The following is a 13,789-nucleotide window of genomic DNA, read 5'->3' on the forward strand; positions in this document are numbered from 1 at the left end:
TTTCCCCACGTTTAGTTACCCATTTCCCCACGTTTAGTTACCCATTTCCCCACGTTTAGTTACCCATTTCCCCACGTTTAGTTACCCATTTAATTACGCCCTTAACTAAACAGTTGTAGTTACACCCACATTATTATAATCTGTGGGTATAAAAATATTTCAATTGGGTCTATGTCAAAAGAATTAGTTGTAAAAACCAATCGGTTAAACCAAGCTTTCCAAGCTCTATCTTTATCAGAGTTTCATATTGTTCAATTAGCCATCGTTGATGCTAGACATACGGGTACAGGACTAAGTACAGATACTCCTTTAAGAATAGATGCTTTGAGATATGCCGAAGTTTTCGGGACCACGAGGCAAAATGCTTATCAGAGAATGAAAGAAGCAGAGGATTCCTTATTTAACAGAAGATTTAGCTTCTTTGATGAAGATGGGAAGTTAGTCAAAAGTAGATGGATTCAGCAAGTAAAATATCTAGATGATGAAGGGGCTATTGAACTTGTTTTCACACTAGCTGTTGTACAAGGAATAAGTAAGATTGATGGTATTAAAGACTTTTTTACTCAATATTTACTGAGCCAAACAGCCCAGCTTAACAGTACATATTCAGCAAGATTATATGAGTTACTAATTCAATGGAGAGCTGTGGGGAGAACACCTTTATTTGAATTAGCAACTTTTAGAGAACAACTTGGAATTGGTGTTAATGAATACAAGCGTATGGATCACTTTAAAACAAGAGTTCTAGACTTAGCCATTTCTGAAATTAGCGAAAAAACAGATATAGAAGCAAACTACCAACAGCATAAAAAAGGCCGTTCAATATGTGGTTTTTCTTTTTCTTTTAAGCACAAAAAATCTAAGAACAAATCACCAGAAAATCAAACAATATCTGGGAATCTAGATCTTTTTTCAAAAAAAATGACTGACTCTCAACGTTACTTATTTTCCAATAAGTTATCTGAGCTTCCAGAAATGAGTAAATACTCTCAAGGAACTGAAAGCTATACTCAATTTGCAGTAAGAATTGCTGAAATGCTTAAAGATTCTGAAAAATTAAAGGAGTTTGCTCCAATGCTTGAAAAAGTTGGCTATCGTTAAATCATTGATGTAACGTTACATCACTAAATACTATCTACTAACATACAGAGTTTCACCTAGGTTACATAATGAAAGCACTATCTGTTATTGAATTAGCTCAACTTTATGGAATGAACCGCCAAAGCATCTATAAGCGTATAAATAAAGGAGATTTATCAAAAAATAGCGATGGGAAAATAGACCTTTCAGAAGCTATACGCGTATTTGGTGAACCATCCCAAAATAATAAGCATGTAACCACGTTACAGTCTACTTCGGTACAAAAAGAGACAGAAGTAGACATGCTGAAACAACAGATAGATATACTAAAAAAACAACTACAACTAGCACATGAACGAGAAATTTTTCAAAGAGAACAATTAGCAACAAAAGATAATCAGATAGAGGCGATACAACGCTTACTAGAAGCCCCAAAAGCCAATATGACTACGTTTACCGATCAAGAATCGGTGCAACCTAGCATGACCAAAACAGATCCAGAACTAGACACAGCAGAAGCTAAACATGACGGATTGACTACTCCAGAGCAAACAGAAAATGAGCACAGTCCAGTGCCTACACATATCGAGCCACAACCTAAAAAACGAGGTTTATTCGGTCGTTTGGCGAAAGCAGTTTTTGATAATTGATTCTTCACTGGAGCTAATCAAAGTTGTGAAACTTTGGTCAAAGAATAGGCGTGGAACGTGACAAATCAATAAAAAGCCGCTCCAGTGCGCTGAACCCTGGAACGGCTTTAACTAAGATATTGATGCCTATAGGGAAATTTCAAGCATTTCGTATAAGGTGTATTATGTTAATTTTAGAAATTCTTAAATTTTAATAACTTAATAATTTTGATATTATTGATAATTATTCTTACTAATAATTTTTTTAATGAAGATATTAAACAAACTCCTTAGCCTTGAATTAGCAATTGATTTACGTTGAATTGGCCTTAAAACTTTTTTGACAGTGCGTCTTGTAAGATATCTGACTTGAGTCGCTCATCGGCATACATACGTTTAAGACGAGCATTTTCAGCTTCTAGCTCTTTCAATCAAGTCATCATCGAGAGATCCATGCCACCATATTTTGATTTCCACTTATAAAATGTGGCCGAACTCATTCCATGTTCACGGCATAAATTTGGAACTGGAGTTCCTGCTTCAGCTTGCTTCAAAATACTCATGATTAAGCTGTCTGAATATTTAGATGTTTTCATAGAAAATCTCCTTAAATTAAGGCTATTCGATTTTCTACTTTTAAGTTCAATTATTTGAGGGGAGCATTACCTGTTAAATGGACCTAAATTCCTTAATGCGACAGAACCGATGAATTAAACAGTCAGAACTGATTGTAGCGACAATTAAAAACTGGTTGTAAAAGCCTTGAACTAAAAGTGAATTTTCTGTTTATGATCTTTTACAATATTTAGCCATGCTCTAGTTGCAGGACTCATTGCTATAGTCGTATTCCAGGCCATACTTAAAGTCCAATTTAAACCTGGATTTTCCAATACGGCAGTGTTGAATTTTTCCTGATCGAATTGCTGGCAATATATTTGAGGAAGTAATGTGATTCCCATATTTGATTCAACCATTTTTGCAATAAAGTCCCATTGACTGCTTTTACAAACAACTTTAGGTTCAAAACCTACTGTATTTGCTGCTTTAATAATCATACTATTCAAAGTAAAAGTATCAGAAAATAATAGAAAGGATTCTTCTTTTAATTCAATCAAATTGACTGTTTTTCTATTTCTCCACTGTGAATCTTTTATGGATAGTAAGCACATTGCTGAATCAACAACTAGGATTGACGCAAAAGTCGGTCGAAAATTACCAAGTAAAATACCAACATCAATACGTTTATCTGCAATTGCTTCCTCAATACTATTTGAGCCTACCTCTAAAAAACTAAGCTGTATATCCGGATGTTGCTTATGAAATAAGGCAATAAGTGAACTAAATAAGACAGAACCTAATGGTGGTAAACCTAAAGTCAGTTTCCCCTTTTTAAGTAACTGAACTTGCTCAATCGTGTTATAAATTTTTTCATGTTCTGACAATATGTTTAATGCATGCTGATAAATCAGTTCGCCTGTATAAGTTAGTACGACTTCACGTTTTCTTCCTGCTGCACCCTTTTTAAATAGTGCTGTTCCCAACTCTTCTTCTAAGCTCTTAATGATCTTACTTAAAGTCGGTTGCGTCATAAACAAGTGTTCTGCAGCCAAACTAAAACTTTGGCTATTGACAGTTTCAACAAAAATTTTAAGGGATTTTAGATCCATAAATTATCCCAATATAGAATAATATTTATAAAATTATTCATAATTTAGCATATGTTCAGCATATAAAATTACCTTATCTTCAAAATCAAACTGTGATATCAATGCCCGTACAAATCGAACATCCGACCCGATTTAACTATTTCAGTAAAATCATTTTGCAAATCAGTTTATTACTTGTTTTCTGGTGGATTGGCAGCATACTTCAATCCTTATTTAAACTTCCAGTATCTGGTGCAGTGATCGGGCTTTTTATTGTTTTGACAGGTTTATTGACTGGATTTTTTAAACTTGAATGGATTAAGAGTGGCTCCGATTTTATTTTAGGTGAGTTGGTTCTATTCTTTATTCCCTGTTTTGTTGGACTAATTAAATATAAACATCTTTTCTTAACAGAAGGCTGGCAATTAATCCTTACTGTTATTCTGGGAACCATTTGTGTCATGGTGGTTACAGCATATAGTGTACATATTGGCTTTAAATTTGAAAATAAAATCAAAAATCATCGCTCCCAATCTCTGCGTAATATAGATCTGGATGGAAAATAATCATGACTTTAATTGCCATTGTTTGTCTGATTGCAACTTTACTGTTTTATATTATCGCAAAAAAAACCCATCAAAAATATCCTTATCTGATTTTATCACCAGCGATACTTCCCCCTATCCTTCTGATTATTTTAATATTATCTTTGAATATATCCTATGATACGTATATGCAAGATAGTCAATGGATTGTCTGGATGTTAGGTCCTGCAACAGTCGCTTTTGCCATTCCAATTTATGAATACCGTGAAATAATCAAAACACATCTACTTTCTATCAGTATGGGCATAGTGATGGGCATGCTAGCGGGAATGATCAGTTCATTTTATCTGGCCGAGCTGTTTAATTTTGATCAGTCAACAACCTACAGCTTAATGGCGCGTTCCATTTCGACACCTTTTGCAATGGAGTTGAGCAGTCATATAGGTGGCTCTGTCGAACTGGTTATTTTATTTACCATGATTACTGGTGTTATAGGCATGATCATCGGTGATACTGTGCTAGGCGCTTTACGGTTAAAATCTCATTTTGCCATGGGTGCATCTTTGGGCAACGCAGCACATGGATTTGGAACGACTAAAGCCTATAGTCGTGATAAAGAAGAAGGTGTTATTGCCAGCTTAACAATGGTGCTTGCTGGTATTTTTATGGTTTTGGTAGGTCCTTTTCTGGTTCATCTGCTTGTATAGTTTTGTTCTGTCGCATTAAGGAATTTAGGTCCATTTAACATAATGGCGGTTATACGAAACGTGTTTTAAAATAATATTATTTATTAAACACTTAGGTCAATAAAATCAAAATACCAAAGATCAAAAAACATACGTTTTAACAACTCGTGTGTTTTTTAAGCAACTTTGTAATCTTTCGCCAATAAATTTGACTAAAAATTACGCATCTCACCTTGAGTTATACAATTTTGTGATACATTGTTGTATATACAAATTTGAATGTTTTTTATGAAACAGTATTTCGAATGGGATGAGGCAAAGAATCGAAAGAATCAGAAAAAGCATGATGTCTCTTTCGAAACTGCAAGCCTTGTTTTTGATGATCCATTAAGGATCTCAATCCAAGACAGACATACCAATGGTGAAGAACGTTGGCAGACCATTGGAAAAGTAAAAGGCGTACTAATGCTCTTAGTAGCTCATACCATCTTTGATGAAGGTGACTGTGAAATCATACGAATCATTAGTGCAAGACAAGTAACCAAAGCGGAGCGCAATCAATATGAGCATGGTTAGATATACACGCGAAGAGCTGAATGAAAATTTCAGCAACAAGCAAGATGCTGAAGTTGAACACTTGCTTGCTAAGGGAACGGTTCCTGACGATCAGCTAGATCTATCAGATATTCCTGAAATTACAGACTGGAGTAATGCTATTCGTCATGGGCAATTTTTTCGTCCAGTGAAGCAACAAACGTCAGTTCGTCTTGATGCGGATGTATTAGCATGGTTAAAAGCACAAGGAAAAGGTTATCAAACACGTATGAATAAAATTCTGCGTGAAGCAATGCTAAAAGATTTAAAAAATCATTAATAAAAATGGGAGCTTAGGCTCCCATTTTTAATTTCGTATAACGTGTATTATGCTAATTTTAGAAGAATTAAATAACTACTAAGTCGAATTCATTTGAATTAATAATTTTTTCTCCATAAAAATCCTAATTAAACTACTGTGTAGTGGCTAATCAAAAATTCATTAATATTATTAAGAAAATATTCCTGTGATTATTTAATATGGAAAACACTGAAAAACACTGAAAAACACTGAAAAACACTGAAAAACACAATAATAATCCATTTTTACGATTAACACTATAAAAATAAACGGTTTTATAGATCACTTAATATTTAGTACCTTAATCCTCGCAGGAAAGGTACTATTTTAAGAGACAGATTATGTTGAAACATTCGTTACTTATTGCAATGCTTGCAACAGTTACAGTGACTACACAAGCTGCAGCGTTAACTAAAGATAACGGTGCGCCTGTAGGGGATAACCAAAATTCAATCACTGCAGGTGAAAACGGTTCAGTTTTACTTCAAGATGTTCAATTGGTACAAAAACTACAACGTTTTGGCCGTGAGCGTATTCCTGAGCGTGTGGTTCACGCACGTGGTACAGGTGCATATGGTGAATTCGTAGCAACTAAAGACTTATCTGACCTGACGATTGCCTCTCTATTCAAGGCAGGTACAAAAACTCCAGTTTTTGTTCGTATGTCCACAGTAATTCATGGTAAAGGTTCACCAGAGACTTTACGTGACCCGCACGGTTTCGCAGTGAAGTTCTACACACAAGAAGGTAACTGGGATTTGGTCGGTAACCAGACACCGGTCTTCTTTATCCGTGATGCGATCAAGTTCCCGGACTTCATTCACGCCATGAAGCCAAGCCCGGTGACCAACGTACAAGATGCTAACCGTGTGTTTGATTTCCTGTCGAGCCAGCCATGGGCAACCAACATGCTGACGTATGTATACGGCAAGCAAGGTGTTCCAACCAGCTACCGCGAACAGGACGGTTTTGGTGTTCACGCTTACAAACTGTATAACGACAAAGGCGAATACAAGTACGTGAAATTCAACTTCCGCTCTAAACAAGGCGTGAAGGGCTTGAACGTGAAAGAAGCGGCTGAGCAGCAAGGTAAAGATTTCAACCACTTGACCAATGACCTTTATAACAACATCTATGCAGGTAACTTCCCGAAATGGGATCTGTACATTCAGGTGCTTGATCCTAAAGACCTGGGCAAGTTTGATTTCGATCCACTAGATCCAACTAAAATCTGGCCAACTGAGCTGGTTCCAGAAACTAAAGTCGGTACCTTGACCCTGAACCGTATGCCGAAGAACTTCTTCAACGAGACTGAACAGTCAGCATTTGCGCCAGGTAACCTGGTACCAGGAATCGAACCATCTGAAGACCGTCTGCTACAAGGCCGTATCTTCTCTTATTCAGATACACAAATGTACCGTTTGGGTGTGAACCATCAACAAATTCCTGTAAACCGTCCAGTGATTGATGTAAACAACAACAACCAAGATGGTTCAATGAATGTCAGTGAGCGTAATTCTGATGTGAACTACGAACCAAGCCGCAAAGAGCCCAAAGCTGCAACTGCGAAAGCACGTGCGCTACAAACGCCTCTATCTGGTTACGTACAACAAATTGGCGTGAAAGAGCAAAACTTTAAGCAAGCGGGTGATCTTTACCGTTCATACACTACGAAAGAAAAAGACGATTTAATCATGAACTTGGCTGCGGATCTTGGCAGTGTTAAAGATTCAGAAACCAAACACATCATGTTGTCTTACTTCTATAAAGCAGATGCAGATTACGGTATGCGTATGACTAAAGCGGTTAACGGTGACATCTCAATCGTTAAAGCAAAAGCTGCAAAATTGAAAGACTAATTCTGGTTGGTTGATCAAATCGGTGACTAGCGATTAAGAGTCACCACCGAAAAGTCCTGTAAAACTCAAATCCTTTCCTGCAACCCTAGGGGAGTTTTACAGGAATTTTAGATTTCCAATATTTTGTCATAAGCAAACTTGAGGCCAATTGAAATGAAAGCAATCTTGAATAGCGTGATGATGTCTATTTCTAGCATTCTATTAATGACTCTGCTTACACTAGGAATAACTAAACTTCATGCCCAAGAAACAGTTCAAGTGGCTAAGCAACAAACGGTAAACTCCCAACAGGAATTAATCGATATCTTTTTTGCCGCAGCAAAAACTGGTAATCAAGAAGTTATTAATGAATTTTTAAAATACGGATTTCCAGTGAATGTCCGTAATAGTGCAGGTTATACGCCCTTAATCATGGCAGCTTATTATGGTCATCAAGATGCAGTCACTATATTACTAAAATATGGTGCCAATCGCTGCGCACGTGACAACAAGGGCAATACTGCCTTAATGGGTGCGATGTTTAAGCTTGAATGGGCCATTGTAAAACAGTTACGCCAAGTCGATTGTGATAGCAATGCCAATCAAACTGGACAAAAAACTGCAGCTGAATTTGCCAAAGTAATTGGTCAGGAAGAGAAATTTAAAAGCTTATTTCATGTTAAATAACTTCACTGACCGGTTTTTGAGTGGCATCCTCATGTCTAAGATACTGAGAGCAGTCCAAGGATGCCGGGGGTATTAATTATTTAAATTAAAGAAAACTTGGTAAACCTTTAGCAGGATCTGTTTCACGTGCCGCTTGAGCATCTACTACAGTCATACCTAAGGCGTTAGCAACGCCTTGCCCATAAGCTGGATCGCAAGCATAACAGTTGCGGATATGACGGTATTTGATGAAATCTAGCGCATCACCCATCGCTGCGGCCGTGTTATTAAACAATGCTTGTTTCTGCTCATCATTCATCAAATTGAACAGGGCACGGGGCTGGCTGAAGTAGTCATTGTCATCTTCGCGGAAGTCCCAGAAATCAGCATCACCGGTAATCTTTAATGCTGGTTCTTTAAACTGAGGTTGTTCCTGCCACTGGTTAAAACTGTTCGGTTCATAATGTGGCAATGAACCATAGTTGCCATCCATGCGGCCCTGACCATCACGACGATTAGAGTTTACAGGGCAGCGTGCAGCATTGACCGGAACCTGTGAATGATTTACACCAACACGATAACGTGCTGCATCAGCATAGTTCACCAGACGTGCCTGTAACATACGATCCGGTGAGTAGCTAATTCCCGGTACCAGATTGCTTGGTGCAAAGGTAGCCTGTTCTACATCCTGGAAATAATTTTCCGGATTGCGGTTCAGTTCGAATTCACCGACTTCAATCAGTGGATAATCACCTTTCGGCCAGACTTTGGTCAGGTCAAATGGATGATAAGGAACTGTTTCAGCTTCCAGTTCCGGCATGATCTGAACGTACATTTTCCATTTTGGATACTCACCACGCTCAATGGCATCAAATAAGTCAGTCTGACTACTTTCACGATCTTTAGCAATCAAATCTGCTGCTTCAGCATCGGTCAGGTTCTGGATGCCTTGCTGGGTACGCATATGGAATTTCACCCAGAAGCGTTCATTTTGGGCATTGATAAAACTGAAGGTATGGCTGCCAAAACCATGCATATGACGGTAGCCAGCAGGAATACCGCGATCCGACATCACAATGGTCACCTGATGCAAGGCTTCAGGCAATAATGTCCAGAAATCCCAGTTATTGGTGGCACTGCGCTTGTTGGTTTTCGGGTCACGTTTGACTGCTTTATTCAGGTCAGGGAACTTACGGGCATCCCGCAGGAAAAACACCGGGGTATTATTGCCGACCAGATCCCAGTTGCCTTCTTCAGTATAGAATTTCAGAGCAAAACCTCGAATATCACGTTCTGCATCGGCCGCGCCACGTTCACCCGCCACCGTTGAGAAACGCGCAAACATTTCGGTTTTTTTGCCGACTTCAGAGAAAATTTTAGCGCGAGTATATTGGGTAATATCATTGGTCACGGTAAAGGTACCAAAAGCACCTGAACCTTTAGCGTGCATACGACGCTCTGGAATCACTTCGCGGACGAAGTTTGCTAATTTTTCATTCAACCATAAATCTTGGGCAAGTAAAGGTCCACGCGCACCTGCCGTCATACTGTTCTGATTATCGACCACAGGGGCACCAGCTTCAGTAGTCAGGTGGGTAACAGGACATTTTTTAGGGTCTTGACTCATACTATTAACTCCCGTTTCTTTTAATTTATAATTTAAATTTCCTGCAGAAATTTAAGATTTTCAATCCTATCTTACCCTTTACTTGCTTATTAAAATATTAAACTAAGGATATTTTTGAAAATTTATAGCCAACTGATTTAACATAAAATCTCTTATGCGAAGTCGAAAAAGCGAGGTTCCACAGTCCTCGCTACATATAATCTCTATTATATTAAGTAGATGATAAATCAAGATACTTGTTTTATAAATTCAGTTTTATTCCTTGGCGAAACCATGATTGATTTATGGATACCATCTTTTTTATATTCAATTTTTATTCTATCTAAAGATAAAGCTGGAGCTGATAAAGAGTCTGATGTTTCCTCGATCTTTTCAATACTACTCAATGGAATTTCCCACTTTAAGAATATGCTGTGTATCTTTAATATCTCACTGTCTACAACATAGTATGTGGTTGGAATGGGTAACCAAACCACTAGAGCTAAAGAACTTAAAAGGACGGAAAAAATTATATTTGCATGTAAATTTTGGCTATCAAAATTACTATAGACCAAGGTTAAAAGCAGTAAAGAACTTCCTGTCAAAACTATAATCAGCCACCAATCTATTTTTGATTTATATTTTTGCATTATTGAACTTCCCTAAAATTAACATAATACACCTTATACGAAAGCCCCTATAAGTAGGCCCTAATTAGATTCTTTTAGCTCACAAGACTAGGCTTAAAAAATAATCTAAGTAATTGATCTAAATAAATAAAATGGGATAGTAATGAATTTTAGGCTAGACGCTTAAAAAAATAGAATCTAAAATTCATTACTAATCACCTAAAGCATTGATTTACAACCATTATATTGCTTTTTTCTCAAAAACCTAAAATTCATTACTAATCGTATAAATTGTTGATTTATAATTAATATCTTGTTTTTTAGTTTCTAAAAAAATCTAAAAGTCGAATTATCTTTTACAATATAAGGGAAAATTCTGCATTCAGCTTGGCAGTTGCAATATCAGCTTCTGTCACATTAAGGAATTAAAGATCAAATAATTCGGTTAAGTCCCTCTCAGAAGTATTTCCATGAAAAAATTCAGTACAAGTGAGCATCTCAAAAAAATGGATCGCAAGGATTGGGCAACAGCTCAATCGATTACGACCTTCGGCATGAGTCCTGAAGAAAAAAAGGCTCATGAAAAAAGATCCTGGGAACGCTTTGACCGGATTCAGTCCGGAGAAACCACAATTAAAGATGAAGAAGCAGTATTGCTCATGCAGTGGCGTGCCCTAAATAATCTGCTTAAAAGCCAGGACTAAAATCATTATCCTGATCATGATTTCTTATCTTGTCAGGGGTTACTGCCTTTTCTCTCATTTGCAAAGGCACACGTTCGATGACTTGCCGCTGCATGAATGCCAATTCTTCCTCAATAGAGGCTATCTGGATAACTGAATTCTTTAACTGTTGGCCCAAATCAGTTAAGTATTCAAATTTTTCAAGTCGGTCGAAGGATTCGATATTCAAAAGATCGATATAAGCCTGTAAATCATGCTGAATCACCTTAAAAGGTTCGGTCATTTGACGATCTTGCAATAAGGCTTGCAGCATTTTCTGTTGTAAAAACAATAATTTTTCTTGAGCATACCAATGCTGCCGTGTCCGTGGTGTTTCAGCTTGCGTGCTCAATTCTTCAATCTCTTGACGATTTTTTAATTCAGCCTCGTAAAATGAACGATACAACTCATAATGATTTTCAGCACGTAACCGGTTAATTTCAGCAGTCATTCTTTCCCGTTCGGCCACTAATTCCGGCTCTTTCTCACGCGCAAAACGGACCGCCTTATTCATCACAGGAACATCCTTCAGCTGTGTGCCATGCTTCTTGTTGTATTCCTTGTTGGATAAACAGCTGACCAAACTAGGAACTTCCACCTGAATTCCCTTGATTTCCACCATCTTGGTCGGGGCATAACGCATGAGACTGTCATTAATCAGCTCTTCAGTTTTCTGCCGATACAGCTGTAACTGCGCCTTTCCCATGCCTAACACATCAGCTGTCAGCTTCTGCGCCCCACCTTTCTGTGGATCCTTTGGGTTATAACGCTTAAAAAACTGTTCTGCGGTCCGGTCGATGCCATCAACATGCCGTTCACTATACATAAAATGCAAATGCGGTTGCTCTTGCCCACCCAACGATCCAACATGATTATGAATGGCACAGGTAAAGGGATAGCGATAGCGGTCTGCAAACTCAGCAATGAATGCCTCGGCCAATTCAATCCGCTGTGCCTGGTTCAACTCTTTCGGCAAGGCCACCACCAGACTGGAACAGGTACGGCCATTACTACGTTCATAAATATCTGCAGCGCCCCAAAACTCAGCCGGCTTTCCTTCAGCAAAATTTGGCATATTGCCGGATCTCACAAACTCGATCTGTTCTGAGGCACTTTCTTTATAATTTTTAAAATGCGAAGTCCGGGTAATGTAGTGAAACCGGTTCTTGGCCGTGGCAGCATTTTTTACTTTCCCCGATCGGGTTTTCACGGCCTTTTTGCTTGTGTGTTCCAGGTTGCAATAGAACATAATCCCACCTTCAGATTCACGGAGCCTCGCAGAGCCTGCGGAGCACGAGGAGAAGTGTTTTTAATTGGATATAATTGCGTAGTAATTATATCCAATTAAAAACACGGAAACGAGCTTAAGAATTAAATAAAATGTTCCCACATTTTATTTAATTCTTCCCGTGCCGGCCTATGCTAAACTGAAAACACAAAAACCTCACCCATTTTATGCTGGAGAATGCGATGGCGGCTCGTGGAAGACCTGCGAAAATACTCACTTCAAATGACCTCATGACATTGCAGCAGTTCCTGGAAAAACTTCCCTTCCTCAAGAAAAAACAACAACAGGCTTTGACCCTACTTCAGCAATCCAATGGCAGATTCAATGACAAACAACTCAGTCTGCTCAAAACAGTCGACCGGGAGAAGAACCAGTTTCTAACAAGACAGGCACTCATTGAACAAATCAAACTGAAGGACAAAAACCAGCAGCCCCTCTTGGCCAACGAAATTGAAATTCTGACCTTACTCAATCAAGCAATGGATCAGGATAATTTTTTCCGCCTGGATCGCGCCCTAGAGTCTTATCAGAAAATTGAAAAAGCCGCCCTAGACAATCGAATCCGGCTGGAGAATGAACACAAACGTGAAATTTTGCAGAAAAGTCACAAGGAACTGACGGAAGCCCAGAAAAAACGCAATGCAGAAAACCAACTCAAATACGCGATAGGAGGTGTAGTTCAATCACTTTATAAAGACCTCGATCTTCAGATCCAACACAGTGATATTCCCCTGCTCAGAGATGCCCTCCTACAGAGCATTATTTGGGAAAGAGCCATTAAAGAAACCACACTCTATAAAGAGATCAAAAACAACACCGAAGACCTCAAGGAAGAAACAAAATTATTCCAGCGTATGGTGGAAGATTTACCAACCTATAAAATCAATGGACAAGAGTTTCACAAAGTACTCATCCAAAAGCACCGTGGAAAGCCATAAAATGCGATTACAGCCTGTTTTTGGCTTAATCCTATTCATCCCTAATAAAAAATGTAATCAGGGCTAAAAATGCGAAATAGGCCCTTTTACGCTTTACCTAATATGAATCCTTAATTTATAAACTAAGAAATATCCTTAAAACTCAAATTAAATACCTAAAAGGTATCTATAGAGCGAGTGTCTACGAGCGAACCACTAAAATTCGCGCTTCGACTTTCTGAAAAACAGCTTTTTAGGCTGTAGAGCCTAATAAAGCGTAAATCACATGTAAAAATCAGATTCTAGATCGAGCGAAAGCGAGTGAAAAAGCTCTATGAGCGTAGCGAATCCATTCTTGTGGTTTTTAGAATTCAAGAAAGAATTAACTAAAAAATTGCCCCTACGAACTGAGCGAAAGCGAAGTTCAATAGAGTTTGAGCGTAGCGAAAACCAAGGGCAATTTTTGCTTCCCTGGGCTTTTAATTAATTTTAATATTTTTAAATGTTTTTAATTTGATTTTAATTTTTAAATTTCAACAACTAACCATTGTATTTCCCCACGTTTAGTTACCCATTTCCCCACGTTTAGTTACCCATTTCCCCACGTTTAGTTACCCATTTCCCCACGTTTAGTTACCCATT

General features: G+C 38.1%; 14 protein-coding genes and 1 pseudogene. 10 read left to right on the forward strand and 5 right to left on the reverse strand.

The genetic code is table 11. The features are described 5' to 3' along the window. The first annotated feature begins 171 nt into the window (after window positions 1–171). Both repM and NI467_RS13455 read left to right on the forward strand, forming a co-directional pair. Entirely contained in the window at window positions 172–1,101 is a 930-nt protein-coding gene (gene repM, locus NI467_RS13450) for a replication initiation protein RepM (RefSeq protein WP_151208190.1), read from the forward strand. 68 nt (window positions 1,102–1,169) lie between these two features. Further along, window positions 1,170–1,730: a plasmid replication DNA-binding protein gene (locus tag NI467_RS13455; RefSeq protein ID WP_253153380.1), complete on the forward strand. Its 561-nt coding sequence runs from the start codon at window positions 1,170–1,172 to the stop codon at window positions 1,728–1,730. 314 nt (window positions 1,731–2,044) lie between these two features. Here NI467_RS13455 and NI467_RS13460 read toward each other — a convergent pair. Both NI467_RS13460 and NI467_RS13465 read right to left on the reverse strand, forming a co-directional pair. Beyond that, window positions 2,045–2,305 (reverse strand): annotated as a pseudogene (locus NI467_RS13460) (transposase); the annotation flags it as partial. 171 nt (window positions 2,306–2,476) lie between these two features. Then, complete coding sequence (locus NI467_RS13465) at window positions 2,477–3,376, reverse strand: LysR family transcriptional regulator (RefSeq protein WP_061519779.1); 900 nt, start codon at window positions 3,374–3,376, stop codon at window positions 2,477–2,479. Between the two features lie 101 nt (window positions 3,377–3,477). Here NI467_RS13465 and NI467_RS13470 point away from each other — a divergent pair, with 101 nt between their 5' ends. The 6 genes from NI467_RS13470 to NI467_RS13495 all read left to right on the forward strand — a co-directional run bounded on the left by NI467_RS13470 (window position 3,478) and on the right by NI467_RS13495 (window position 8,006). Then, the gene (locus NI467_RS13470) at window positions 3,478–3,921 is read left to right on the forward strand and encodes a CidA/LrgA family protein (protein WP_061519780.1); all 444 of its coding nucleotides are present in this window, start codon (window positions 3,478–3,480) and stop codon (window positions 3,919–3,921) included. 2 nt (window positions 3,922–3,923) lie between these two features. Next, window positions 3,924–4,607 carry an LrgB family protein gene (locus tag NI467_RS13475; protein ID WP_061519781.1) on the forward strand — a complete coding sequence of 228 codons (684 nt, stop codon included), beginning with the start codon at window positions 3,924–3,926 and terminating at the stop codon, window positions 4,605–4,607. A gap of 267 nt (window positions 4,608–4,874) precedes the next feature. Beyond that, window positions 4,875–5,162: a BrnT family toxin gene (locus NI467_RS13480; protein WP_253153381.1), complete on the forward strand. Its 288-nt coding sequence runs from the start codon at window positions 4,875–4,877 to the stop codon at window positions 5,160–5,162. After that, window positions 5,149–5,460, forward strand: a complete 312-nt coding sequence (locus NI467_RS13485; protein ID WP_005155677.1) for a BrnA antitoxin family protein — start codon at window positions 5,149–5,151, stop codon at window positions 5,458–5,460. The genes NI467_RS13480 and NI467_RS13485 overlap by 14 nt, the downstream gene beginning before the upstream one ends. A 362-nt stretch (window positions 5,461–5,822) precedes the next feature. Beyond that, window positions 5,823–7,340: a catalase gene (locus tag NI467_RS13490; protein WP_085064968.1), complete on the forward strand. Its 1,518-nt coding sequence runs from the start codon at window positions 5,823–5,825 to the stop codon at window positions 7,338–7,340. Window positions 7,341–7,493: 153 nt separating this feature from the next. Further along, window positions 7,494–8,006, forward strand: a complete 513-nt coding sequence (locus tag NI467_RS13495; RefSeq protein WP_374982217.1) for an ankyrin repeat domain-containing protein — start codon at window positions 7,494–7,496, stop codon at window positions 8,004–8,006. 85 nt (window positions 8,007–8,091) lie between these two features. Here the strand turns inward: NI467_RS13495 and NI467_RS13500 are convergent, their stop codons facing one another. Continuing rightward, window positions 8,092–9,612 carry a catalase gene (locus tag NI467_RS13500; protein WP_253153382.1) on the reverse strand — a complete coding sequence of 507 codons (1,521 nt, stop codon included), beginning with the start codon at window positions 9,610–9,612 and terminating at the stop codon, window positions 8,092–8,094. Window positions 9,613–9,839: 227 nt separating this feature from the next. Further along, entirely contained in the window at window positions 9,840–10,241 is a 402-nt protein-coding gene (locus tag NI467_RS13505; RefSeq protein ID WP_174660716.1) for a PH domain-containing protein, read from the reverse strand. A 449-nt stretch (window positions 10,242–10,690) separates the two neighbouring features. Between NI467_RS13505 and NI467_RS13510 the strand changes: the two genes are divergently transcribed. Next, window positions 10,691–10,924: a hypothetical protein gene (locus NI467_RS13510; protein WP_174660715.1), complete on the forward strand. Its 234-nt coding sequence runs from the start codon at window positions 10,691–10,693 to the stop codon at window positions 10,922–10,924. Here NI467_RS13510 and NI467_RS13515 read toward each other — a convergent pair. Further along, complete coding sequence (locus NI467_RS13515; RefSeq protein WP_253153383.1) at window positions 10,908–12,191, reverse strand: MobA/MobL family protein; 1,284 nt, start codon at window positions 12,189–12,191, stop codon at window positions 10,908–10,910. The two genes, NI467_RS13510 and NI467_RS13515, sit on opposite strands and share 17 nt — an antisense overlap. Window positions 12,192–12,412: 221 nt before the next feature. Here NI467_RS13515 and NI467_RS13520 point away from each other — a divergent pair, with 221 nt between their 5' ends. Then, window positions 12,413–13,168, forward strand: coding sequence for a hypothetical protein (locus NI467_RS13520; RefSeq protein WP_253153384.1), 756 nt, complete (start codon window positions 12,413–12,415; stop codon window positions 13,166–13,168). The last annotated feature ends 621 nt before the right edge of the window (window positions 13,169–13,789 follow it).

Source organism: Acinetobacter sp. S4397-1 (assembly GCF_024129285.1).
In the GTDB taxonomy this organism is placed as follows: domain Bacteria; phylum Pseudomonadota; class Gammaproteobacteria; order Pseudomonadales; family Moraxellaceae; genus Acinetobacter; species Acinetobacter lwoffii_C.

Coding starts and splice junctions, on each gene's coding strand:
- repM (WP_151208190.1), top strand. CDS start 172: ATGTCAAAAGAATTAGTTGTAAAAACCAATCGGTTAAACCAAGCTTTC.
- NI467_RS13455 (WP_253153380.1), top strand. CDS start 1,170: ATGAAAGCACTATCTGTTATTGAATTAGCTCAACTTTATGGAATGAAC.
- NI467_RS13465 (WP_061519779.1), bottom strand. CDS start 3,376: ATGGATCTAAAATCCCTTAAAATTTTTGTTGAAACTGTCAATAGCCAA.
- NI467_RS13470 (WP_061519780.1), top strand. CDS start 3,478: ATGCCCGTACAAATCGAACATCCGACCCGATTTAACTATTTCAGTAAA.
- NI467_RS13475 (WP_061519781.1), top strand. CDS start 3,924: ATGACTTTAATTGCCATTGTTTGTCTGATTGCAACTTTACTGTTTTAT.
- NI467_RS13480 (WP_253153381.1), top strand. CDS start 4,875: ATGAAACAGTATTTCGAATGGGATGAGGCAAAGAATCGAAAGAATCAG.
- NI467_RS13485 (WP_005155677.1), top strand. CDS start 5,149: ATGAGCATGGTTAGATATACACGCGAAGAGCTGAATGAAAATTTCAGC.
- NI467_RS13490 (WP_085064968.1), top strand. CDS start 5,823: ATGTTGAAACATTCGTTACTTATTGCAATGCTTGCAACAGTTACAGTG.
- NI467_RS13495 (WP_374982217.1), top strand. CDS start 7,494: ATGAAAGCAATCTTGAATAGCGTGATGATGTCTATTTCTAGCATTCTA.
- NI467_RS13500 (WP_253153382.1), bottom strand. CDS start 9,612: ATGAGTCAAGACCCTAAAAAATGTCCTGTTACCCACCTGACTACTGAA.
- NI467_RS13505 (WP_174660716.1), bottom strand. CDS start 10,241: ATGCAAAAATATAAATCAAAAATAGATTGGTGGCTGATTATAGTTTTG.
- NI467_RS13510 (WP_174660715.1), top strand. CDS start 10,691: ATGAAAAAATTCAGTACAAGTGAGCATCTCAAAAAAATGGATCGCAAG.
- NI467_RS13515 (WP_253153383.1), bottom strand. CDS start 12,191: ATGTTCTATTGCAACCTGGAACACACAAGCAAAAAGGCCGTGAAAACC.
- NI467_RS13520 (WP_253153384.1), top strand. CDS start 12,413: ATGGCGGCTCGTGGAAGACCTGCGAAAATACTCACTTCAAATGACCTC.